Source organism: Ruegeria sp. BC7 (assembly GCF_056539165.1).
In genome coordinates this window covers 859030-882213 of the sequence record NZ_JBQFUL010000001.1, presented here as the reverse complement: position 1 = coordinate 882213, position 23184 = coordinate 859030, and the positions used below count along the sequence as shown (strand labels likewise).

Genomic DNA, 23184 nt, shown 5'->3' with positions numbered 1-23184 from the left:
AGCGTTATTTGAGTTGGCTGTCTTTCGACCCGCGCCGATTGATCCCGGCGCGCGACTTATAGGTCCCGTCACGCTCCTGCTGACAATCCAGACACAGTTTCACGCCCGGTATGGCGACCCGCCGCTTTTCAGGGATCGGTTCTTCGCACTCGGCGCAATGGGTCAGGCTTTGACCTACAGGGCGCTTTTGGGCCTGCATGCGGGCAAGCTCATCTGAAATTGACGCCTCGATCTGTTCACTCACCGCGCCATCGCGCGCCCAGCCACCAGCCATGTGCACCCTCCTGATCCGGTATCCGACAGGTTAATCCACGCGGGCGGCGGCGCGCAAGTCAGAGGGGTTCCGCGCCCTCGAAAACGCGGTCGATTACATCTTGCGTGCCGCGCGAGAATTCAAGTGGGCATGGGTAATCGGCACCGTCACGTACCGATCGGCTGAACGCTTCGACCTGCAGCTTGTAGTGATCATCCCCGGGAAAGCGCGTGACCTGCACTTCAAGACCGGGGCGATGCAATTCCACACGCGCCTCGCCAAATACCCGCGCGTTGAACGGGGCGGTCAGCCGTATGACCCCGCCTTCGCCATGAAATACCATCTCTTGGTGCGGGTGCATTCGGATGGAGACATAGCTGGAATAGGTGAAATCCGGGAACTGCGCGCGAATTTCGGTGAAGGCATCAATACCGTCTTCCCAACGGATCGCGGACTGCACCGAAACGGGCTCCTGCCCCGTCGCAAACCGAGCACTTCCGATCACGTAAACGCCGATATCGCGTAGGCCACCGCCGCCTGTCTCGGCCCGATTTCGGATATTTCCCGTGTCGGTGCGATTGTCGAAACTGAACGCGCCAGTCACATGCGCCAGCTTACCGATCGCGCCCTCCGCAATGAGTTTGCGCGTGAACTGCCATTGCGGGTGATGCACGATCATATAGGCCTCGGCCGCCAGCAACCCTGTTTGGTCACGCTTGGCGATCAACGTATCGAATTCAGCGGCCTGCATCGTCATCGGCTTTTCGCACAGCACATGCTTTCCAGCTTCAAGCGCCTTCATGCTCCATTCAACGTGCAGATGATTGGGCAGCGGAATATAGACCGCTTCGATGTTTGGATCACCCAGCAACGCCTCATAGTCATCATAGATTTTCAAATCAGGGCAAAACGCCTGAAACGGCTCGGCCTTTTCCGGGCTCGACGTGGCAAGCCCGGACAGGCGCGAACCATTCGCTGCATGGATCGCCGGAGCCATATGGCGGCGCGCAAAGTTGGCGGCACCCAGAACGCCCCATTGAACAGGTTTTTGCATGTGTCTCCTCCCAACTCAAACGCGGCCTGTCGCTGCGTGTCCAAACCTCTTTATCAACCAGTGGACGCTAAGTCAGGCTTTTCTCGGCGGGCATTCTCCGTAACCTATCCGCCAATAAAGAGAGGGAGAGCAAATGCGCAAATTCTTGAAATGGGTCGGTATCCTGATCGCCGTCACGGTAGTTGTGGGGGCGTTGGTTTTCTTCGTATTTCTGCCACCTTACATCGAAGCCGAACGCAACAGTGTCATCGCGCACGACCCTTACAACGTGACGGATGATGCCGCCGCATTGCACGAGACCCTCATCGTCGGCGATCTTCACGCCGACCCTTTGCTGTGGAGCCGGGACCTGACCGAGCGCGGCACGCGAGGACAGGTCGACATCCCGCGCCTTATCGAAGGAAACGTGGCCCTGCAGGTTTTCACCGCAGTGACGAAATCCCCGGCCGGTCAGAACTACGAAGCCAACTCCGCGGACTCGTTTGACAACATCACCCTTCTGGCCGTGGGTCAGTTGTGGCCACTGCGTACCTGGAACAGTCTGAAAGAACGCGCGATTTATCAGGCAGAAAAGCTCCACCAGTTCGAGGCCGCGTCCAACGGTCAGCTCAAAGTCGTCAAAACACGCGGTGATCTGGAAGACGTGCTTGAGGCGCGCGCCGAAGGCAAGCCAATCGTGGGCGGCATTCTGGGCATCGAAGGTGGTCACCCATTGGAAGGTGACCTGACCAATCTGAAAGAGATTTTTGACGCCGGGCATCGGGTGTTCGGGCTTCACCACTTTTTCGACAACGAACTGGGCTCCTCGCTTCACGGTCAGACAAATACCGGACTGTCTGATTTCGGGCGCGAGGTTGTGGCAGAGCTGGCGGCGATGCCCGTGGTGATCGACCTTGCGCATTCCAGCCCGCAGGTCGCGCGGGACGTGATCGCGATGACAGACGTCCCCCTGATCGTCAGCCACGGTGGGTTGCATGGGTTCTGCCCCGTCAAACGGAACTATCCTGACGATCTGATGCTGGAGATTGCCGCAACCGGGGGCGTCATTGGCATGGGATATTGGGCGGACGTCACCTGTGGGGACATCACGCCAACCGGTATCGCCAAGATGATCAAGGCCGCCGTCGAAACGGTTGGTGAAGACCATGTTTCGCTTGGGTCAGATTATGACGGATCGGTTGAGACCGCGTTTGACACATCCGAACTGGCGGCCTTGACCTCGGCGCTTTTGACCGAGGGATTGACCGAGGATCAGATCCGCAAGGTGATGGGCGAAAACATGGTGCGCGTGTTCAGGCAACAGCTTGCCCAGTAACGAAAAAGCCCGCCGGTTTCGGCGGGCTTTTCCAGAATTGGGGTGGTTTACACCGTACCCAACATCCCCTTTTCACGCGCGAGATCGCGCATCTTTTTCTGCAGCTTTTCAAACGCGCGCACCTCAATCTGACGAATGCGCTCGCGGCTGACATTGTACTGAGTGCTCAGCTCTTCCAGCGTGACAACCTGATCCATCAGACGGCGCTGGGTCAGAATGTCCTTCTCACGGTCATTCAGAACTTCCAAGGCAGCGGCCAGCAGTTCGCGCCGTGCGTCCAGCTCATCCCGCGCCTCATAGTCGCCAGCTTGGTCGGCATCCTCGTCCTCAAGCCAATCCTGCCACTGCATAGTGCCTTCGCCCTCGGACCCAACCGTCGCGTTGAGCGAGGCATCGCCACCGGACATCCGGCGGTTCATGCTGATCACTTCCTCTTCGGTCACGCCCAGATCATTGGCGATCTGCGTCACGTTTTCAGGACGCAAGTCGCCCTCCTCCAACGCGCCGATACGGGCTTTGGCCTTGCGCAGGTTGAAAAACAGCTTTTTCTGCGCCGAGGTCGTGCCCAGTTTCACCAGAGACCAGGACCGCAGGATGTATTCCTGGATCGAGGCGCGAATCCACCACATCGCATAGGTCGCCAGCCGGAAGCCCTTTTCCGGGTCAAACCGCTTGACCGCCTGCATCAGACCCACATTGGCCTCAGAGATCACCTCGGCCTGGGGCAAGCCGTAGCCGCGATAGCCCATAGCGATCTTGGCCGCCAGTCGCAGGTGCGATGTGACCATTTTATGCGCAGACTCAGTATCTTGCTCCTCCACCCAACGCTTGGCGAGCATGTATTCTTCTTCCGGCTCCAGCAGAGGAAACTTGCGAATTTCCTGCATATAGCGGTTCAGTCCGCCTTCCGGCGTCGGCGCGGGGAGATTTGCGTAATTTGCCATGTTTCATGTCCCTCCGACAAATGTTTAATTCGTTAACATAGGATATGGGAGGTCATCCCGATCCATTCAAGAGGTACCGTTAACAGTTTGGAATTAACGATCGATAAAGGAAAGCTAAGAACGCGTTACTCACAATGGTTTGCACATTATGACAGTGGCGCGCGAAGTCGATCAATCAGATTTTCCATGTCTTTGGGCAAATTTGCCTCAAACCGCATGGATTCGCCTGTGACCGGGTGCTCAAAACCCAAAACAGCAGCGTGAAGCGCCTGTCTGGGAAAGGCGCGCACCGCCTCGGCGGTTTCTGGAAGAAAGGCTTTTGCAGCCAACTTCCGTTTACCACCATAAACCGGGTCGCCGACCAGACCATGCCCCGCATGCGCCATATGGACCCGGATTTGATGAGTGCGACCTGTTTCCAGCCAGCATTCGATCAAGGCCAGCCCCGCAGGAGTGCCAAAGGTCTCAACGACGCGCGCCCGTGTCACCGCGTGCCTGCCACCATGAAACAACACGGCCTGCCGTTGCCGGTCCGTCTTGTGGCGGGCCAACTGCGTAGTCAGACGCATGACGTTTCCGGGCTCAAAACTGACCCCTTTGACCCCGCGCAATCTGGGGTCATTAGCGTCCGGCACGCCGTAACAGATGGCGCGGTAGTACCTTTCGACCGTATGCGCCTCAAACTGGGCGGCCAAACCGTGATGCGCTGCATCTGATTTAGCAACGACAAGCAAGCCACTAGTTTCTTTATCTATTCGGTGAACAATGCCGGGGCGCTTTACACCGCCGACGCCAGACAAATCCGATCCGCAATGATGCAGCAGCGCGTTCACAAGCGTCCCGCTCGGAGACCCCGGCGCCGGATGAACCACCATCCCCGCCGGTTTATTGATGACGATCAGATCGTCATCCTCGAACACAACATCCAAGGGAATATCTTCGGGCCCGATATGGCTGTCTTCGGCTTCTGCGACCGTGACTGTGACCACCGCCCCTTCTGTGACCTTGGCCTTTGGGTCCGTGACCTGAGTACCGTCAATCAGAACAGCACCGTCTTCGATCAAACGCCCCAATCGGGTGCGCGAAAGGCTTTCCTCGGCTGGCACATCACGCGAAAGCGCCTTATCAAGGCGTGACGGCGGATCAGCCGCGATGTGAAATTCAATCTGGCGAGCGCCCATGACTGTCCCTTCCGAACCCCAAGAACCGCTGGAAACGCCGCAGATCAGATTGCTGCGGCGGATGGTCATGCTGCTGACCGCGGTGATGATTGGCGGCGTTCTAGTGACATTCGCCCTGATTGTCATCCGGCTAACTGATCGAACCCCCGCCCTGCCCGATCAGGTTGAACTGCCGGACGGTGCGAAAGCGCAAGCGGTGACAATCGGAAGTAACTGGTACGCCGTGGTCACTGATGACAACCGAATACTGATCTTTGACAAAACAACTGGCCGTCAGCGTCAGGAAATTGTGATCGAGTAATCAGAGCCTAACCTTCCAAAGCCATTCGGAACACGATTTCGGACGCTTTGCGAAATGCTTCATATTCCTCGGGTGTATCCCTGCGGAATCGGGCATCCTCAGCACTCAGCCCGACCGGATTGAACAATCGAGGGCGATCGGGGAAGAATTCCTTCTGAAAGGCCACGTCCTCTTGGGCCATTAAGTCATCCAGCCACGCCCTTTCGTCAGGCTCCAAAACATCGTAGCGGCGCAACATGACCGGGTCCGAAACTGACATCCGCCTTAACTGACGGCCTTTCTTTCGCCCTAATGCGCGCGCAACGATGCCAAATGCCTCGCTTGCTGCGCGCGACTGCGACGGATTTGACAGTTTGTCGTTCAATAGGTCGTCAGGCGCCGATACGCCGATCCGGGACAGAAAATCACTCTCCACGCTTCCGCGGATCATTTCCGAACGATCATACAACAGCGGCACAACGGTCACACCGGGAAATGCCTCGCGAATCTGGGCTGTTTTGGCTGCAAAACCAAGTTTCGAGGGCTGCTGCTCAATCTGCGATAGCTGCGATTTAATGTAGCTTGAGCCACCGTTCGCCAAACGCCCGTTCTTGGCACGCTGTTTGTAATCCGCCTCAAAAAAATCCGAATAGCGACGGCAGTAAAACGTGATCTTCATCTCGCGCGCCGGGATGTCAGCGAAAACCTCGGCCAACCTGTTGAGATCACACCCATAGAACATCTCTGACGAAACAAGGCATGTCTGATCAGAATTCGCGTCAAACTCGCTGGTCATGGACGCGCGGAACGGGTCCATCGGCTGGTTGGTCTGGTTGATGTGAAAAGCAATAATGTTGTGACTGCTCGCCAAACGAGAACTACCCTCCAGACGACGGCGGCCAGCCTCCATGTAGTGGAGGCCAACGTCCGACAAAGCGGCGCCATTTTTCCTTAGAAAACCCTGAAGCGCCGTCGAACCGGTTTTCGGCATCCCCAAGTGCAGCCAAAGCATTAGCGGGCTCCTGTTCGTGATAAATTGACAGTCATTCTGTCTGACTGGCCGTGAAGCCCGCAGTCATTTTTTGCATTAAGTCCTGCATTTCAGGGTCGTCGCGCAGGGTCGCGATTTGCTGTCGGTGCAGATCGCAGGACATGTGGTGCAAGCGCGCGGTTTCCGTGTCTGACAGCAATTCGTAGTAGTGGTCGCGCTTCCGGTCCAACACAGCGTCGATCGAGGTGTCCGTCTTGGCGTTCTGGTTCATCATATTCCAGTAATCCATCCCAAGGCTTTCACCCAGGTGGTGCGCGCGCCCACGCAATTTCTTGACCAGATAACTTTCACATGACTTCAACGCGTAGTGGTTCACCTGAACCAGATCATAACCCACCGAGTCCCGTGCTGATCGCCAACTGCTTGTGAAATAGCGCTCCGGCATCGGCTGGCCCGAGCCGTTGTACCAGTGACACTCCTCCATCGTCTCAACTGTGGGGCGCTTGGGTCTATGCACGCCCAGCATTCCCCACAAACCCTGCTGGAACATCGTTTTTATACCCCAAGCCTGGGGCGGACGGTGCATTCTGACCTGCGCGGCTTGGCGAAATTGTTCGGATAAAAAACGATCTTCGTATCGAACCACCCCTGCGTTTCCAAACAGGCGCCAAGTCATTGAAATGGTTTTCGCATCCGGTATTGCATCGGTCAGCGCGCGCAGCGTGTTGTCGCCGGTTTTCACATTGATAAGTTCGTCCGCATCGATAACGATGACCCAGTCCTGCGGCCGGGCGATCTCCATCTTCAAGAACTTTTTGTAGGCGCGTTTTTGCGGGCTGGCCTGCCGCCCCGAATTGTTGTCAATGTGGGTAACGATCCCCCGTTCGTCCAAGCGCTGAAACAAGGCGTCTGTGCCGTCGGTGCAGTCATTGGTCATCACCACGATCTGATCCACGCCAATTGCCCGATTATGCGCGACCCATTCCAACACAAACGGCCCCTCATTCTTCATCGGGGTTACGCTGATATATCTGGGGTCTGCACTGATCATAAGCTGCTGCTCTGTTCGTTTCTTGTCACCGCTGAACTACCAGAGGTTTCGTTTGGATTTTGGAAATAAATTACGTTCATTTGTCAAAGCCACCAAGGGGAAGTCCAGCCTTTTCAACCGCCCGCGCGTTTCAGTTGATTGGAAAATCGGTTGAAACTGGGGCACAGGTCTCGGGCCTTTTGCAAATAGACGCGCGCCTTCTCTTTCTCTCCGCGTTGCAGCAGAAGCCGACCGGCCTCGCCCTGAATTGCTGCGGTGTCATCATCGATGTCTGCGGCTTGAAGGATTTGGTTCTGCCCCTGCTCAACAGCTTCGTTTTGCTCAAGAAACTGCCCCATCGCAAAAATCAAAAACGGGTTATTCGGGTCGCAAGCCAGCGCATCCGCCATTGCCAGACGCGCCGATCCTATATCGCCTTCGGCGGCATAAAACTCTGACAGGCGCTTGTAGTAAAGGGGATTGTCCGGAACCCTGGCCAAGACTTTACGGGTTATGTCGACAGCTTGCGCTGTAGACATTTCCCCCATGTGCACCCTCAGTTTTGCAGAAAAACTCTGAACCCGCGGATCGTGATCGGGGATGTCGGTCATGCGCACAAGATCCTTGTTCAGCTGCTCCAATCGAGGCGGAGAGGCAAACAACCTTCGCGCCTTCTGATCCAGAGATAGTTGAGACCAATCCAGCAGCAAAAGATCAAAATTGCAGGGAAGCCGTGACAAAACCTTGCGCTGCGCGACATGAGAATTGAAATTGAACCAAGGCCGACGGATCACCTTTTGCAAAGACCAGTCAGCGGGGGGGAACAGGCGCAGAGAAATCTGATCGCGATACAGAAGTCGAGATCCAAAGACCAAAACATCAGGTCGAATGGACTTGGCCCAAAACGCCTGGCTGAACGCTTGACCTGCCTGCCATCGCTTGCGTTTCTCACCCAGCGCTGCTGCCTTCAGCGCCCCGGACACCGCGTAGTCCTCGGGCCAAACATGGGGGTTATCCATCACCACGCCTGTAAGCTCGACAACCCGATCCCACTGGCCGCTATAAAACAGGTTCAACGCCTGAAGCAGAGGCATGAAGGCATTGTCAGCCCCGGCGTCCAGAAGGCTCTCACCCATCTCGACGGCCTCGTCGGTTCGATCCTCACCGTTTAAGCGGGTGATGTGAAACAGCAGCTTGGCGTAGATATGGGCCGCCTCAGACACGTTCAAAAATCCGCCTAAACCGCCTTTCAGCCTGTCGATCGCAGCTTCGTTAGCTTGATGGATTTCGCCCTCGGTCAAGACATCTCGGAACACCTTTCGTTGCTGCCCGGAAATCCGCGCAGCAGCCATCGAAAAGGCGGATATCACCGGAGCGATAACATGATCCGCCCGAGACATTGTAAACAGTTCCAGAAAGTCGCGTTTCGCGCGCGTCATGCCAGACAGGTCCGCGACATCCGACATCTGCAACAAATTCGGGTATCGCTTTTGAAACCGTGCAATCAACTCGGGCTGATCCGAAAACATGATCGCGGTCTGCCCCGCATTTTTGTCGAGATGCGCCTCGTAAAGTTCTTCAATCTCGATCTTAGCGGGCCAGGTTGCGTGCTTCCAAGGCAACCCGTTTAGAATATCGCCGCGACGGATGTGATATGCGGCCACCCCCCGCCCCGACAACATATGGTCTGCCAGGTCCATGATGGATCGAATTTCATCCGTAAACCCGATCCGGTGAATAAAGTCGTGGTACCTTGGGCGGATCGCCTCAATATCTTCCCAAGGAAAGGCCAAAACCTCAAACCCTTCCTCAACCAGAACCGAGCGCCCGGATTTCAGGTGCGTCTTCAAGCGGTCCGGAGAGCTGTCCCCCAGAAACGACCAAACCGGCACAGCATCCCGTGTCAGTTTGTCAAACTTCTGAGGGTTCAGGAAATGCGTGTTCATCCAGCCCTTGCTGAACAGTTCGCCCGGATTGCCGAGCTCCGGCGCGTCCGCGCCCTTTGGAAACCAGTTCACCTTGTACGTAGTGCCATAGTCTTCGGCCAGGCGAATACATGTCAGCATCATCAGCAACCGGGCGCCCATTCGGTCCTTGCGCTGACCGATAAAGACCCCCTTGTCGATACTCATGAGGATTCCTTTTCAGCTTGCGCCATAGCCATTCGGCGCAACCTACGGAACCTCTGGCGCGCCTGCGGCACCAGAACAGGGTGGCGGTCTGCGCCCATCGCCTCAATTCCGCGCATGTACATGGGCAGACGTCGGCGTGCGCGCATCAGTTTGTAGTAGTCACCCGGCTCCAACGTGCCATTCATGGCCCCCAGCATAACGGGCTTGAGGATATCCAGCTTGCGCAGCATCGGTGCTGCGAAATGGTTCGAGAACCAGGTCTTGAGCAGGACAACATTCTCACCTTGCAGACGCTGCACCTGTAGCTTGTCCAGATCAAAATACGGATCGTAGAATACATACGCTCTGCGGGCGACCCCTACGGTCTGCGCTGCATCGCCATAGGGCAAATCCCAATCCTGCACCCGACCAAACCGGTATCTGGTTTCCCAAGGAACCAACCTTTCATCCAGCGTGGTCTGAGGGTTGAACGCAACCACGTTCGAGCCGGGTGCGAGCTTAGAGAACGTCAAGGCACCGAAACCTCCCATCGATGCTCCGGCGAACACGACATTTTGGTATTGGTCAAAGAACCCTGCGGCGGCCTTGTCTTCAAAATACGAGATGATCTCAGGATCCCGATACCATGCCTTGGTGCGCGCAAAGACGCCCATATGGGACCATCCTTCATCGCGAAAGAACTTCCACCCCCATGGTTCGCGCGCGAATGAAAGGTCGTTGGCATTGGCAATGTTGTCGAAGCTGACCACCAACTGAGACGCCGAACGCCGGTGAAAGAGGACGGAATGCCTTTCCAGCTTGTCCAGAAATCCAGTTCCATCACCACCGGGGTAAAGCTCGACAAACCAAGGGGGTGCGGGGTCTGTCAGTATGCGTTCATATCCCGTCTTGCGATCGGGGTGATCCGGTTGCAGTTGGTCTTTGGAAAGTTCATCTGCCATAGCGGTTATATCAGGTTGTCCGCCAGCCAAACGCGAAAGTTCACCCAGTCAGGCCGCATCTTGATTTCGGCGACCTTCGCCCGATGCCAGTCGCAGGCTTGCTCGTGCAGGCGCTTGAGCTCGGCATCTGCCTTCAACTCGTCCAGCAAGGGCGCGGCGCGGCGCGCTGTCGGCAGGATGGACTGGTCCATTTCCTTGTTTACGTTCATGTCCTGCCAATAGGATTGGCCCTGATCCACCAGAATATGATTGGTCCGCCCTCGGTCGCGTTTTACCAAGAAACCGTCCATTGACCGAACCGAATAGTGATGCAAGCGCCCCAGCGAATGGTCGAACTTGCGCCATGCACGCCAGCCAACCTTGTCCGCCGGAAATAGGTTTCCACCCGCGTCAGACCACGCAATATCCGCGGCTTGTTCTTCGTCGAACCCTTTAGGGCGATGCGGTCCAAATCGGTTGAATTTCCCATTGTTCCGAAACAGCGTCTTCAAACCGGAGGCCCGGCCAGAGTGATAGGGAAATGGCTGATCCCCCATTGGAAAGGCTTCGGTCACCGGCTTGTCTTCAAAGCTGATGTTGCCAGAGCTGCCAAACAGTTTCCACGCGAACGAAATTGCATCCACTGGCTGACCGGCTCTTTGTTCAACCTCGGCGATCAACGCGCCAAAGCTGTTGTCGCCACACTTAATGTTCCAGAACTCATCAACATCCATGCAAAGCAACCAGCCAGATTCCTTCACTCTGGGCTGGCGCCGAGCACGCCAAAGCATCTGGTGCTGAGGGTTCCCGCCATCCTTCACTTCATTCGGGACATGTGTCGCAAGTCCAAGGTCTTGCAATCTGCGCGCGATGTCGTCCGTGCCATCTTCACAGTTGTTGGTAAAGATCAGAAAGTGGTCAACACCGATGCTTTTGTGGAATGCCACCCATTCCAGCATATAGGGACCTTCGTTCTTCATAGTTGTGAAAACGGTAACGGCCTGAGACATTTGCACCTTTCCCGAGCAATCCTTTCACCCGTCATACACATCCACGCGAATATGCGCGAGATGCGAAATCGAGGTATCGGCAATACAAACAGAACTGGTGCAACCCTACACTCACAGACAAGAATAGATTGTAAACGCCGAACTACAGTATGATACGTGTCTGGCCATCTACATTTGGGGCGCTGCAAAGGCTCGCCGGAAGAAAAGGAAAAAACGCACCGCGCCTCGACGAACATAGGGTACCGCAACCCTCGCTGCACAACCCTTGCAACCCTCAAAGAGGCTCCTTGCCATAGGCAGCCCACCTCAGAAGGCTGCATCTACCGTGGTATTCTGCGCGAAGGGAGCACTTGATTGTTGCGAGGGGTAAATGCGTTGACCACCAACTTAGAGTGAATATCCGGTAAACTGATTAGAGCTGGAAAACGCATCATATATTGCTCTTTTATGGAGCTCTGAAACATCAATATCCTGACGAAATCCGGCCTTTGCCTTAGCCTTTAAATCAAGGTTAAAACCAAGCATTTCTCCAACTGCACTTAACTCTTCGGATAAGTTTTCATATTTCAAAATCTTGTCGACGATTAGGGTGCCATGCTTGTCGGTATATTTTCCAGTATCCACGGGAAACTTTTTCATTTCCACATAGTCATTCCAAGATAAATTCTCGTTACCGGAATTATGGTCCGGGCTGTTCTTAATCATGCTGTAGTGACTTATGCACTTATCCAATGGCTCTCTTTCAACGCAAAAAACAAAATAGTCGCTGAATGTACGGCTCCCTACTATTTTCTTAACTTCGGCCGCGCCCATATGGTTCCGAAATCTTTTAGTAAAAATACCAAACTTCTTGAATTCAAAATTCTGCGCTTTGTGACCAGATACGACCGGAAAAATTGGTGTTGCAACGTCACTCTCTCCCAGAACTTTATTCAAATCGACTTCGATAGAAGTTCCCGCAGTCTTGACTGTCTTAATAAAAATAAATTTGAATTTGTGAGAGATTATCATTTACTTTTTAGCCCTTACCGGTAAGCCAAGAACACCTTTCCCTTTAAGCAATTCTGCTACTTTTGGAAAGGCGGCTTACAAGAACACGATCTGTATGAGTTGCTATTCACGGTTCGCCGCTGGCTACCATACGCCGAGTGTTGACACCACCCAGCCAAAACGTTTTCGACGAACTATTTCGGCCCGAAATTCGTCTTACCTAAGGCTTTCAGGCAAAACCTCTTTCCACTGAACCAAAGCCTCAGCCAAATCCTGCGTTCCGCCCCCGCACGATTTCTTTCTTACCGATGATATCTTGATAGTTGTTGGTTACCGCGACTCTTACCGCGTAGCACCTACTTCCCCAAATTCGCCGTTTGGCTCCCGCAAAGCACCTCAGAAGGCTGCAAATACCGGAATATTAGGTGATAAAAACTGCTGGATATAAAGTAGTTGGTGCGGTCGAGAAGACTCGAACTTCCACGGGAGTTACCCCACAGCGACCTCAAGTAAACCGCGTGTCAACATTCCGTCTAACGCACTGAAAACTTGGTGTCTTTGACCGCGTGACCTTCTTGGGTTCTTAGCACAGTTAAGTACTGCGAGTACGACCCTTACTGTAACGGAATCGGGGTGGTCAACCCGTACATGTAACGGCTGAGTCAACTTGACTCATGTAGAGCCCCAAGTCTGCTCGCGGTAACCGTCCTCTTCCCTGCCTCGGTCTTGGCCTCAGGGATATTGATACGGATGTGATCTCCCCTGTCCTCTATGTCCGACAAATAGCGCCCACAGATTTCATTCAGTCGGCATCCGGTAACCCAGAGCAACCTTACGGTAACGAACATTTCGAATTGGTATTTCAGACCATCATTGTCAGCGATATAAGACAAAAGGCTTTCCGCCTCTTCTCGGGTCACTGGCCTCAGCTTCTTCTCTCGTGGGTCAGCTTTCTTCTTCTGCCCTGCGACACGCCGCAAGAGAGACGAAAAGGGATTACGAACATCAGGATCGACTAGACCCCAATGATCCAAGACACGCCAGTAGGACGCGAGACAGCATTGGTACGACTGCAAGGAACGCGCTGAGAGAGGCTCTCCGGTTCGCTCTGAGGGTGTTCGCTTGAGGTGATCCATGAATGCCAAGGCAAGCGTTCGGTTGATCTGGGTGACCTCTATGTTACCTGCGAACGCCTCAAAGCCCTCAAGGTGCTGCCGATATCTAGCCTTAGTAGACGCCTTGATACCGTCAGACTCAGCCAACCAGCGATGCCCTGTATCTTTAACGGTTGTCCCTTCCTGCGGGATGTGTCGTTCAACCTGTTTGATAACTGGCTCAGGTATTGAACCCTCACCAATAGAGGCAAGGATTTCCGACAAGACTTCTTTTCGCCTGACCAAAGCCTCCGCCAAGTCCTGCGTTCCGAGACCCCGCACGATCTCTTTTTTACCGATTATAGCTTGGTATTCGTTGGGTACTGCGACTCTGACCGCGTAACCCTTGCCCCTCTTAAAGAGGCCCTTTGGCACCCGTACATCCATCTCAAAAGGCTCCATTTACCGTTACATTCGGCGAAGAAACCTGTTGAAAATCAAGTACTTGGTGCGGTCGAGAAGACTCGAACTTCCACGGGAGTTACCCCACAGCGACCTCAACGCTGCGCGTCTACCAATTCCGCCACGACCGCACTGCCCATGACTTGGTAGAGGCGCGTATAGACGGTGCGGAACGGGATGTGAAGAGGCAAAAACACGCCGGATTGAATTCCTTTTCAGCTTTCATATCTGTACCACAGATATCCCGTTGCCGACGTCGCCCGGAGCCGAACCATGACCACGCCAGATCAGCGCCCCATCATCCAAATCGATATCGTTTCTGATGTCGTATGCCCTTGGTGTATCGTTGGTTTCCGGCAGCTCGATCTTGCCTTGCAACAGGAAAACGTGCTGGCGCAGCTCAGGTGGCACCCGTTCGAGCTGAACCCCACCATGCCCCCAGAGGGACAGAACCTGCGCGAGCATATTATCGAGAAATACGGCTCGACCGCAGAGCAAAGCCAACAGGCGCGCGACCGGCTGACCCAGATCGGAGCCGAGCTGGGCTTTGACTTCCGGTTTCACGACGACAGCAGAATGGTTAACACATTTGCTGCGCACCAGTTGCTGGACTGGGCCGAAACACAGGGCCGCCAGCATCCGCTGAAGATGGAATTGTTCAAAGCCTACTTCACCGATCAACGCGATGTCTCGGACATTGAGGTTTTGCTGGAGGCCGTCGAAGCCGTCGGCCTTGACCGGGCCGCAGCGCAGCAGGCTCTGGCATCCGGCGCACATGTAGCGCCCGTCCGCCAGAAACAGCAGTTCTGGACCAGTCGAGGAATTTCAGGCGTACCTTCAATGGTTTTCGGCGGCAAGTACCTTCTGACCGGTGCGCAGGGAACCGATACATACGTTCAGATACTTCAACGCTGTCTGGCCGAAGCCGCATAACCCCTTTTCCAACTCGTCCACGCACGGTAAGAGGCCCGCATGGAGTGGAAAATCACAGACGGTTTGACCGACTATGCCGAGGCTGTGGCCTTTATGGAATCGCGTGTGGCAGCCATTGCTGTGGGCGAGGCTGATGAGTGTGTCTGGCTGTTGGAACATCCCCCCTTGTATACGGCTGGCACATCCGCGAAAATCGAGGACCTGACGGACCCTGATCGCTTTCCGGTATATGAAAGCAAGCGCGGTGGAGAATACACCTATCACGGCCCCGGCCAGCGCGTTGCTTATGTCATGCTTGATCTGAACAAGCGCGGCAAAGATGTCCGGCGCTTTGTCAAACAGCTCGAAGAATGGGTGATCGCGTCCCTCGCTGAATTCAACGTTCACGGCGAAATCCGAGACGGGCGCGTCGGTGTCTGGGTGCGGCGGGACGACAAACCACTGACTGTCACTGGGCAACCCGCCGAAGACAAGGTAGCCGCCATCGGCCTGCGTCTTAGCAAATGGGTCAGCTTCCACGGAATCTCGATCAATGTCGAACCTGACCTCGACCATTTTACCGGGATCGTACCCTGCGGCATCTCGGAATACGGGGTCACGTCGCTCGTGGATTTGGGCTTGCCGGTGACCATGGCGGATGTGGACTCAGCGTTGCGAAAAACCTTCACCGAGGTGTTCGACTCGGTCTCGGCCTGACTGAAATCGAATCGACGCTGCGTAGAATTTAATCAACAATAACGCAGATTTGACCGGCTCTGTTTCCCAAAAGACCCACAATTCGACGGTAAGCCGGGTATGTTTGGGCCAAATTCACCTAAAATTAATTCTTGGGGATACAGGATGGCCGATTGGGGGTACTATAGGATCACCGTTCTAGAGTGAGTGGTGTGTTAAACCGGTAATCGTGGGTCAACCGCGAAACGGAAAAGTCTTTTATAGTGTGTCTGCCGTTCCGACCCCAAATCGGAACGGCAATTCTATTTAGTGGCTTCCAAACAGACGCGCCTATCCGCCACCGCACTTTCTTTCCGCTTTAGCCTTAGGACGTGAGTAGGCAAAACGCCGGCCCCACAGCCCACACAACCGCGGCAATATCGTCCACCGCTGCGACGCCTTTCGTAGACAAAGCGCGACACGACTCAACCAAGCGCGATTTTGATTTTTTCGGCGTGTTCCGCGATGAGGTCAAAGTCACCCATTGTCCCCGGCGCACGGACCGAGACCCCTTCGTGGCGTGGCAGAACATGGAAATGCAGGTGGAAGACCTCCTGCCCACCTGCAGCTTCGTTGAACTGCTGGACGGTTACACCATCTGCGTCAAACGCCGCGACCACCGCCTTAGCGAGTTTCTGAACTGTGGCGGTAACATAGGCCAACTGCTGGGGGGATGCATCCAGGATATTGCGGCACGGGGTCTTGGGGATCACCAGAAGATGCCCATCCGCGCGCGGCATGATATCCATGAATGCAAGTGTTTCATCGTCCTCGTAGACGCGGGTCGCAGGAATTTCCCCACGCAATATCTTGGCAAAGATGTTCTCTGGGTCATAGGCGGTCATATCAGCTCTCCGATTGCGGTGTTGACTACAGTTCTGCGGCCCGACCCTCGAAGGGTCAAGTCGAGAAACAACACAGCAATTCCACCCTTGAAATTCCGCTGCCAGTTCCCAGATTGACGATGAATTTGAATGGAAACGCGCGGGTCATGCCTCTACCCGCGACAATTAATCTTGATCCAGATCAAACTCGACCATTGAAGGCACCCTCTCCACATTCTAAAACCAGCAGGAATCCCGCGCGCCGGAGAGGTCCGGCTGCGCGGTAGAATTGCAACAGGAGGCACCTAATGGCAGACGCAGCCATTCATGGTCACGATCATGAAGACCAGCGCGGGTTCTTTACCCGCTGGTTCATGTCGACCAACCACAAGGACATCGGGATTCTCTACCTGATCTTCTCGGCGCTGGCCGGGTTTATCTCGGTGGCGATGACCGTCTACATGCGGCTCGAGCTGATGCACCCCGGTGTGCAGTATATGTGCCTTGAAGGGTTCATGGCGGACCCATGTACCCCGAACGGTCACCTGTGGAACGTTATGATCACCTATCACGGTGTTCTGATGATGTTCTTCGTGGTCATCCCTGCCCTGTTTGGCGGATTTGGCAACTATTTCATGCCGTTGCAGATCGGTGCGCCGGATATGGCGTTCCCGCGGATGAACAACCTGTCCTTCTGGCTTTATGTTGCCGGTACTTCGCTGGGTGTGGCCTCGCTGCTGAGCCCCGGTGGTAACGACCAGCTCGGTTCAGGCGTTGGCTGGGTGCTTTACCCGCCGCTGTCCACGACCGAGGGCGGCATGTCCATGGACCTTGCGATCTTTGCCGTTCACGTTTCGGGCGCCTCCTCGATCCTCGGCGCGATCAACATGATCACCACCTTCCTGAACATGCGTGCCCCGGGCATGACCCTGTTCAAGGTGCCGCTGTTCAGCTGGTCAATCTTCGTCACCTCATGGCTGATTCTTCTGTCGCTGCCGGTTCTGGCGGGCGCGATCACCATGCTGCTGATGGACCGCAACTTTGGCTTCACCTTCTTTGATCCGGCCGGTGGCGGCGATCCGATCCTGTATCAGCACATCCTGTGGTTCTTCGGCCACCCGGAAGTGTATATCGTGATCCTGCCCGGTTTCGGCATCATCAGCCACGTGATTGCCACCTTCGCGCGCAAGCCGATCTTCGGTTACCTGCCGATGGTCTGGGCGATCATCGCGATTGGTGTTCTGGGCTTCGTCGTGTGGGCACACCACATGTACACCGTTGGCATGTCGCTGCGTCAGCAGGCGTACTTCATGCTGGCCACGATGGTCATCGCGGTGCCGACCGGCGTGAAAGTCTTCTCGTGGATCGCAACCATGTGGGGCGGCTCGATCGAGTTCAAAACCCCGATGCTGTTTGCCTTCGGCTTCCTGTTCCTGTTCACCGTTGGCGGTGTGACTGGCGTTGTGCTGTCGCAAGCCGGCGTGGACCGTGCCTATCACGACACCTACTACGTCGTGGCGCACTTCCACTATGTGATGAGCTTGGGCGCAGTCTTCGCGATCTTTGCCGGAGTGTACTTCTACTTCTCGAAGATGACCGGTCGTCAGTACTCGGAATTCTGGGGCAAGGTACACTTCTGGCTGTTCTTCATCGGCGCCAACCTGACCTTCTTCCCGCAGCACTTCCTGGGGCGTCAGGGCATGCCGCGCCGCTATATCGACTATCCCGAAGCGTTCGCTCAGTGGAACTTTGTGTCGTCGATTGGTGCGTTCATCTCGTTCGCCTCGTTCCTGCTGTTCTTCGGCATCGTGACCTACGCCCTGCTGCGTGGCGCGAAAGAAACACGTCCGAACCCGTGGAACGAATATGCGGATACGCTGGAATGGACCCTGCCCACACCGCCGCCCGAACATACGTTCGAGCAGCTGCCCAAGCAGGAAGACTGGGATAAGGGCCACGCGCACTGATCCCCTTTCGATTCCCTAAGAAAACCCCGCCCAACTCGGCGGGGTTTTTTCTTTGCTCGCTTCCCTCGATGAGAAATTCGCCAGAACAGTCAAAATGCGCTATTCTGTTTAGGGCACACATCCGGCAACCCGGAGGGGTAAGATGCCCGAAATTGATTTTTGGTATTCCATTGGCAGCACTTACAGCTTCCTGACGATCATGCGTATTGACGATTGGTGCGCCGAGAATGGCGTCTCAGTGACGTGGCGCCCATTCAATGTGCGCACAGTTATGTCCAAACAGCAGAACATCCCGTTTGCCGGTAAACCTGTTAAGTCGGCATACATGTGGCGCGATATCGAGCGTCGGGCAGCCAAGTATCATATTCACGCCCAACTGCCCGCGCCCTACCCCATCTCTGACCTCGCACTCGCCAACCAGATAGCGCTTTTAGGATTGCAGGATGGCTGGGGCAAGGATTTCACACAGAACCTATACCGCATTTGGTTTGAAGACGGGGTCGAGGCCGGCAGCGAGGCGGCTCAATCCGAGGCTTTGTTACGATGCCAGCAAGATCCTCGCCTGACGCTGGCTCGTGCGCGCAGCCCCGATGCGGTAACGGCTCTGGAATTCCAGACAGACCGAGCAACCCGGCTTGGAGTATTTGGCGCGCCCAGCCTCGTCGTCCGCGGCGAGGTTTTCTGGGGCGACGACCGGCTTGACGACGCGCTGTCCTGGGCGCGCGTCGGTCATGTTGTTTAATCATTTACCTTCGACTTCGACAACCCTTACGCTATTTTCCGAACATGCCCTACCAATGGACTCAAACCGCTGGCTCAGAGCTGGAACTGCGACTTTGGCCGCACAACTCATTGCCGCCGCGATGGGCGGTACGTGTGGTGTTGTCGGTCTTTTTGTTCGGCCTCATACCCTTGATGGCGGTGCTGGGGTCCGCGCTGCTGTGGGGGCTTCTGCCATTTTTGTTGCTGACGGTGCTGGGCCTGTGGCTTGCACTCCAGTCGAATTATCGGTCGCGCAGCGTTTTTGAAGTATTCACCCTGACCGGTACGCAAGCACGCTTGGTCCATCATCATCCCGGCCGAGGACGGCAAGAATGGACCTGCAACCGATATTGGGCGCGGCCAGCAATGCACAAGCAAGGTGGTCCAGTCCCCAACTACGTCACTCTGACCGGACACGGGCGCGAAGTCGAAATTGGCGCATTTCTGACCGAGGAGGAGCGGATCGCCCTGTTTGACGACCTCACAAAAAAACTGCGCGAACCAGTCGCGCAGTAGATATTCCAAGGCTTAATCTGTGTCAGCAGCCGCCAGCAGAGGCCGAGCAGAGCTGATCTTTGACCATCGGGCCAACTTTTCCGAAATCCATCTGGCCAGTGTAGCGCGCTTTTAGTTCGCCCATCACTTTGCCCATATCGCGGATCGACCCAGCCCCGGTCGCAGAAATTGCCGTTTGGATGGCCTGAGACACCTCATCATCATCCAGTTGCTTGGGCAAAAACTCTTCGATCACCTCGACTTCACGAAGTTCCCGCTCAGCGAGGTCAAGCCGCCCGCCTTCTTCATAGGCCCGAGCACTTTCCTTGCGCTGCTTGGTCATTTTGCCAAGGATTTCAAGAACCTCGGCATCGCCGCAGCCCTTCGCCTCTTCGTTGTCAGAGGCGCGTGACGCGATGTCACGATCCTTGATTGCGGCATTAATCAGCCGCAGCGTCGACAAACGCTCGGCATCCTTATCTTTCATTGCTTGCTTCAGGGCAGAGTTCACCCTTGATCGCATATCCATATGATCTGTCCATCCCCATGGAAAAGGAACCACGACCATATATAAACAAAAAGCGTGATACAACAGGGAACGAATATAGCTAACCCATTGATTTTCCACAATAGCCCAAAATTTGAACAGGCTTGACCCAAGCGCCCAACCCCCTTAGGTATGCGCCGATTTACCCTGCAGGAGAGTCGCCCAATGGCACAGAACCCCCCGACCAAGCCCACCGCATGTCTGGCATTGGCCGATGGAACACTGTTCTACGGAATGGGCTTCGGCGCTACCGGACAGACCGTAGCGGAACTGTGCTTTAACACCGCCATGACAGGCTATCAGGAAATCATGACCGACCCGTCCTATGCGGGGCAGATCGTGACTTTCACTTTCCCGCATATCGGCAACGTCGGAGTGAACCCCGAAGATGACGAGACGAACGATCCGGTTGCGGCTGGCATGGTCGTCAAGTGGGATCCGACCGATGCTTCAAACTGGCGCTCTGCTGAGGAGTTGAAATCCTGGCTGGCGCGTCGCGGTCGTATCGCGATCGGCGGCGTTGACACACGCCGCCTGACCCGCGCGATCCGCCAACAAGGTGCACCGCACGTTGCACTGGCCCATGACCCCGAGGGCAATTTCGATATTGAGGCGCTGGTTGCTGCCGCACGCGGGTTCTCAGGTTTGGAAGGGATGGACCTGGCCAAAGAGGTTACTTGCGCGCAAAGCTACCGTTGGGACGAAATGCGGTGGGCTTGGCCCGATGGCTACTCACGCCAAGAAGCCCCTGCTCACAAGGTTGTCGCGGTCGACTTTGGCGCAAAGCGAAATATCCTGCGGTGTCTGGCAACAGCCGGATGCGATGTGACCGTTCTGCCAGCGACAGCGACTGCAGCCGAAGTTTTGGCGCACAATCCCGACGGGGTATTCCTGTCCAATGGCCCCGGCGATCCGGCGGCAACCGGCCAGTACGCCGTGCCGATGATCAAGGAAGTTCTGAATACGACCGACCTGCCGGTCTTTGGCATCTGCCTCGGTCACCAGATGTTGGCACTGGCGCTGGGTGGCCAGACGGTCAAAATGAACCACGGTCACCACGGTGCGAACCACCCCGTTAAAGACCTTGAGACTGGTAAGGTCGAAATCACCTCGATGAATCACGGCTTTGCCGTCGATGCGCAGTCCCTGCCCGAGGGCATAGTGGAAACGCATCGCTCGTTGTTCGACGGATCGAACTGCGGAATTCGCATGACGGATCGTCCGGTCTATTCGGTGCAATACCACCCTGAGGCTTCGCCCGGTCCGCAAGACAGCTTTTACCTGTTCCAGCGCTTTGCCGAGGCTATGGCAAGCAATAAGGCGCAAGCGTAAACGCTTTCACGCCTAAAGTTAACGGGCTGTTAACCTTAATTGATCAACCCTGACGCCGGCAAAACGTGTCAGGGTTTTTTCATGGTCGAGCTGAACCAGCGGCGCTTCGTACACGCCCCGCCGATATCTGCGCGGGTCAGAAAACCTCTGGGCGCCTGCCTGATTGATCGTGGCCTGATCACGCAAGCGCAGCTCGACTCTGCCCTAGATCTAAGGTCCGGACAGGATGTTGCGCTGGGTGAGATCCTTGTGGCGAAAGGATGGGTGAGCCGCCAGGATGTGATGAACGCGCTTGCCGACCAAAATCATCTTCAGTTCGCTGACCTAACGAATTTACCCCCTTCCGAAGAACTGTGTTCCATCAAGCCAGTCAACTTTTGGCTTGAGCACAACGTCGTTCCCTGGATGCGCGTCGGGCCAATCCTGTTGGTCGCGACCGCACGGCCCGACCGCTTTGCCACCGTTCGAGAACATCTGAATGGCGCTGATTTTACAGCCGTACCCGTTCTTGCCGCGCCAAGCGAGATAGACCGCGCGATTGCAGCCACCTTTGCGTCAACCCTTGCGGCCGCTGCCGAGACGCGCGTGAACGAAAGGCACAGTTGCCGAACCTGGACGCCCCGCGCACGTGCCGGACCTACGGTGGCACTGATTGCCGTGGCCGCCCTGTTCATCTGCTTTCCAGATGCGGGTCTTTTGTTGCTTTTGACGGCCGCAATAGGTTCGTTGATCCTTTTCTTTGGGCTTCGCCTGTGCGGACTGATCGCTTTTCTGGTTCATCAAACCAAGCGCGATACAAGTGACCGCCACGTTTTACCCAACCCGCTGCCCTGCGTGTCGATCATGGTTCCTTTGTTCAAGGAAAAGGAAATCGCCAACGCCCTGATACAAAGGTTGCAACGCCTGACGTACCCAAAGGCATTGCTGGATGTCATTCTGGTTCTTGAAGAAACCGACGAGGTGACGCGCACAGTTTTGGCCAACGTGGACCTACCCTCATGGATCAGAACTATAGAGGTGCCCGCGCTAAATGGACTGACCACCAAACCCAGAGCTATGAACTATGCGTTGGATTTTTGCCGAGGAGACATTTTGGGCGTGTGGGACGCCGAAGATGCGCCTCAGCCCGATCAGATCGAACGGGTGGTGGCGCACTTCGCTAACGCGGACAAAGACGTTGTCTGCCTTCAGGGGGTGCTGGACTATTACAACCCGCGCACCAACTGGAGGTCGCGCTGCTTTACAATCGAATATAACAGCTGGTTCCGCGTGCTGCTGCAAGGCATCGCGCGCATGGGCCTTGTGGTGCCGCTGGGAGGTACGACATTTTTCTTCCGGCGTGACAAGCTGTTAGAGCTGGGTGGATGGGACGCCCACAATGTTACGGAAGACGCTGATCTTGGCGTCCGGTTAAGCCGTGCGGGATACCGCGCCGAGATGGTGGATACCACAACATTCGAGGAGGCCAATTTCCGCGCCTGGCCTTGGGTGAAGCAGCGTTCTCGGTGGCTCAAGGGGTTCATGGTCACATATCTCGTTCACATGCGCGCCCCGGTTCGGCTGTGGAAAGAGCTCGGGTTTTTGAAATTCCTGGGCTTTCAGGCGTTCTTTCTAGGCACAGTCGGGCAGTTTCTGCTGGCTCCGGCGCTTTGGGCGTTCTGGCTTACTGCCCTTGGGTTCAACAGTCCTTTGGACGCATTGATGCCGCACGGCCTCATGGTTTGGCTGATTTACCTGTTTATGGCGGCAGAACTCACAAACCTCGTCGTGGGCATTCTAGCGGTCTGCGCCCACGAGCGGCGGTTCCTTGTACCTTGGGTGCCGACCATGCCGCTGTATTTTCCACTTGGAGTCGCAGCAGCGTACAAAGCCCTGTGGGAATTGATCGGAAACCCGTTTTTCTGGGACAAAACCCAGCACGGACAGGCCAGCGAAGAGAATACCCCTTGATGGG

At 55.6% G+C, this 23184-nt stretch carries 22 protein-coding genes and 1 tRNA gene; 9 read left to right on the top strand and 14 right to left on the bottom strand.

Annotated elements, in window-relative coordinates:
• Positions 1-4: 4 nt before the first annotated feature.
• Both ACR0KS_RS04110 and ACR0KS_RS04105 read right to left on the bottom strand, forming a co-directional pair.
• Positions 5-274: a DksA/TraR family C4-type zinc finger protein gene (locus ACR0KS_RS04110; RefSeq protein ID WP_170416865.1), complete on the bottom strand. Its 270-nt coding sequence runs from the start codon at positions 272-274 to the stop codon at positions 5-7.
• 58 nt (positions 275-332) lie between these two features.
• Positions 333-1307, bottom strand: a complete 975-nt coding sequence (locus ACR0KS_RS04105; protein ID WP_170562910.1) for a Gfo/Idh/MocA family protein — start codon at positions 1305-1307, stop codon at positions 333-335.
• A gap of 133 nt (positions 1308-1440) precedes the next feature.
• Here ACR0KS_RS04105 and ACR0KS_RS04100 point away from each other — a divergent pair, with 133 nt between their 5' ends.
• On the top strand, positions 1441-2622 hold the full coding sequence (locus ACR0KS_RS04100; protein WP_170562907.1) for a membrane dipeptidase: 1182 nt from the start codon (positions 1441-1443) through the stop codon (positions 2620-2622).
• A gap of 47 nt (positions 2623-2669) precedes the next feature.
• Here the strand turns inward: ACR0KS_RS04100 and rpoH are convergent, their stop codons facing one another.
• Positions 2670-3566, bottom strand: a complete 897-nt coding sequence (gene rpoH / locus ACR0KS_RS04095; protein ID WP_170416859.1) for an RNA polymerase sigma factor RpoH — start codon at positions 3564-3566, stop codon at positions 2670-2672.
• Positions 3567-3712: 146 nt separating this feature from the next.
• Positions 3713-4747 (bottom strand): RluA family pseudouridine synthase, encoded by a 1035-nt coding sequence (locus tag ACR0KS_RS04090; protein ID WP_170562903.1) that lies wholly within the window; start codon positions 4745-4747, stop codon positions 3713-3715.
• Here ACR0KS_RS04090 and ACR0KS_RS04085 point away from each other — a divergent pair.
• Positions 4746-5048, top strand: coding sequence for a DUF6476 family protein (locus ACR0KS_RS04085; protein WP_170562900.1), 303 nt, complete (start codon positions 4746-4748; stop codon positions 5046-5048). The two genes, ACR0KS_RS04090 and ACR0KS_RS04085, sit on opposite strands and share 2 nt — an antisense overlap.
• Positions 5049-5055: 7 nt before the next feature.
• Here the strand turns inward: ACR0KS_RS04085 and ACR0KS_RS04080 are convergent, their stop codons facing one another.
• The 8 genes from ACR0KS_RS04080 to ACR0KS_RS04045 all read right to left on the bottom strand — a co-directional run bounded on the left by ACR0KS_RS04080 (position 5056) and on the right by ACR0KS_RS04045 (position 13787).
• Complete coding sequence (locus ACR0KS_RS04080; protein WP_170562897.1) at positions 5056-6039, bottom strand: hypothetical protein; 984 nt, start codon at positions 6037-6039, stop codon at positions 5056-5058.
• A gap of 31 nt (positions 6040-6070) precedes the next feature.
• A complete protein-coding gene (locus ACR0KS_RS04075; protein WP_170562894.1) occupies positions 6071-7069 on the bottom strand; it encodes a glycosyltransferase family 2 protein in 999 nt (332 codons plus the stop codon).
• A gap of 113 nt (positions 7070-7182) precedes the next feature.
• On the bottom strand, positions 7183-9180 hold the full coding sequence (locus tag ACR0KS_RS04070) for a hypothetical protein (RefSeq protein WP_170562891.1): 1998 nt from the start codon (positions 9178-9180) through the stop codon (positions 7183-7185).
• Positions 9177-10121, bottom strand: coding sequence for a hypothetical protein (locus ACR0KS_RS04065; RefSeq protein WP_170562889.1), 945 nt, complete (start codon positions 10119-10121; stop codon positions 9177-9179). Before ACR0KS_RS04065 ends, ACR0KS_RS04070 begins: the two co-directional genes overlap by 4 nt.
• Positions 10122-10126: 5 nt before the next feature.
• Entirely contained in the window at positions 10127-11110 is a 984-nt protein-coding gene (locus ACR0KS_RS04060; RefSeq protein ID WP_170482539.1) for a glycosyltransferase family 2 protein, read from the bottom strand.
• A gap of 387 nt (positions 11111-11497) precedes the next feature.
• Positions 11498-12046, bottom strand: a complete 549-nt coding sequence (locus tag ACR0KS_RS04055) for a hypothetical protein (RefSeq protein ID WP_170562886.1) — start codon at positions 12044-12046, stop codon at positions 11498-11500.
• A gap of 716 nt (positions 12047-12762) precedes the next feature.
• On the bottom strand, positions 12763-13656 hold the full coding sequence (locus tag ACR0KS_RS04050) for a DUF6538 domain-containing protein (RefSeq protein WP_170562883.1): 894 nt from the start codon (positions 13654-13656) through the stop codon (positions 12763-12765).
• Between the two features lie 44 nt (positions 13657-13700).
• A tRNA-Leu gene (locus ACR0KS_RS04045) sits at positions 13701-13787 on the bottom strand.
• Between the two features lie 142 nt (positions 13788-13929).
• On the opposite strand from ACR0KS_RS04045, the gene ACR0KS_RS04040 reads away from it, so the two are divergent.
• Together ACR0KS_RS04040 and lipB are read left to right on the top strand one after the other, a co-directional pair.
• Positions 13930-14589, top strand: coding sequence for a DsbA family oxidoreductase (locus tag ACR0KS_RS04040; RefSeq protein ID WP_170562881.1), 660 nt, complete (start codon positions 13930-13932; stop codon positions 14587-14589).
• A gap of 39 nt (positions 14590-14628) precedes the next feature.
• Entirely contained in the window at positions 14629-15285 is a 657-nt protein-coding gene (gene lipB / locus ACR0KS_RS04035) for a lipoyl(octanoyl) transferase LipB (protein ID WP_170562879.1), read from the top strand.
• A gap of 443 nt (positions 15286-15728) precedes the next feature.
• On the opposite strand, the gene ACR0KS_RS04030 is transcribed toward lipB, so the two are convergent.
• Entirely contained in the window at positions 15729-16148 is a 420-nt protein-coding gene (locus tag ACR0KS_RS04030; RefSeq protein WP_170562876.1) for an HIT family protein, read from the bottom strand.
• Between the two features lie 287 nt (positions 16149-16435).
• Between ACR0KS_RS04030 and ctaD the strand changes: the two genes are divergently transcribed.
• The 3 genes from ctaD (at position 16436) to ACR0KS_RS04015 (ending at position 19372) form a co-directional block, all read left to right on the top strand.
• Entirely contained in the window at positions 16436-18094 is a 1659-nt protein-coding gene (gene ctaD, locus ACR0KS_RS04025) for a cytochrome c oxidase subunit I (RefSeq protein WP_170562873.1), read from the top strand.
• Between the two features lie 142 nt (positions 18095-18236).
• A complete protein-coding gene (locus ACR0KS_RS04020) occupies positions 18237-18836 on the top strand; it encodes a DsbA family protein (RefSeq protein WP_170383752.1) in 600 nt (199 codons plus the stop codon).
• Positions 18837-18880: 44 nt separating this feature from the next.
• Complete coding sequence (locus tag ACR0KS_RS04015; protein WP_170562870.1) at positions 18881-19372, top strand: DUF2244 domain-containing protein; 492 nt, start codon at positions 18881-18883, stop codon at positions 19370-19372.
• Positions 19373-19394: 22 nt separating this feature from the next.
• Here ACR0KS_RS04015 and ACR0KS_RS04010 read toward each other — a convergent pair whose 3' ends face one another.
• On the bottom strand, positions 19395-19880 hold the full coding sequence (locus ACR0KS_RS04010) for a GatB/YqeY domain-containing protein (RefSeq protein WP_170410286.1): 486 nt from the start codon (positions 19878-19880) through the stop codon (positions 19395-19397).
• A 183-nt stretch (positions 19881-20063) separates the two neighbouring features.
• Here ACR0KS_RS04010 and carA point away from each other — a divergent pair, with 183 nt between their 5' ends.
• Positions 20064-21230, top strand: a complete 1167-nt coding sequence (carA, locus tag ACR0KS_RS04005) for a glutamine-hydrolyzing carbamoyl-phosphate synthase small subunit (RefSeq protein ID WP_170562867.1) — start codon at positions 20064-20066, stop codon at positions 21228-21230.
• An 81-nt stretch (positions 21231-21311) separates the two neighbouring features.
• Positions 21312-23180, top strand: coding sequence for a glycosyltransferase (locus ACR0KS_RS04000; RefSeq protein ID WP_170562853.1), 1869 nt, complete (start codon positions 21312-21314; stop codon positions 23178-23180).
• Positions 23181-23184 lie beyond the last annotated feature (4 nt).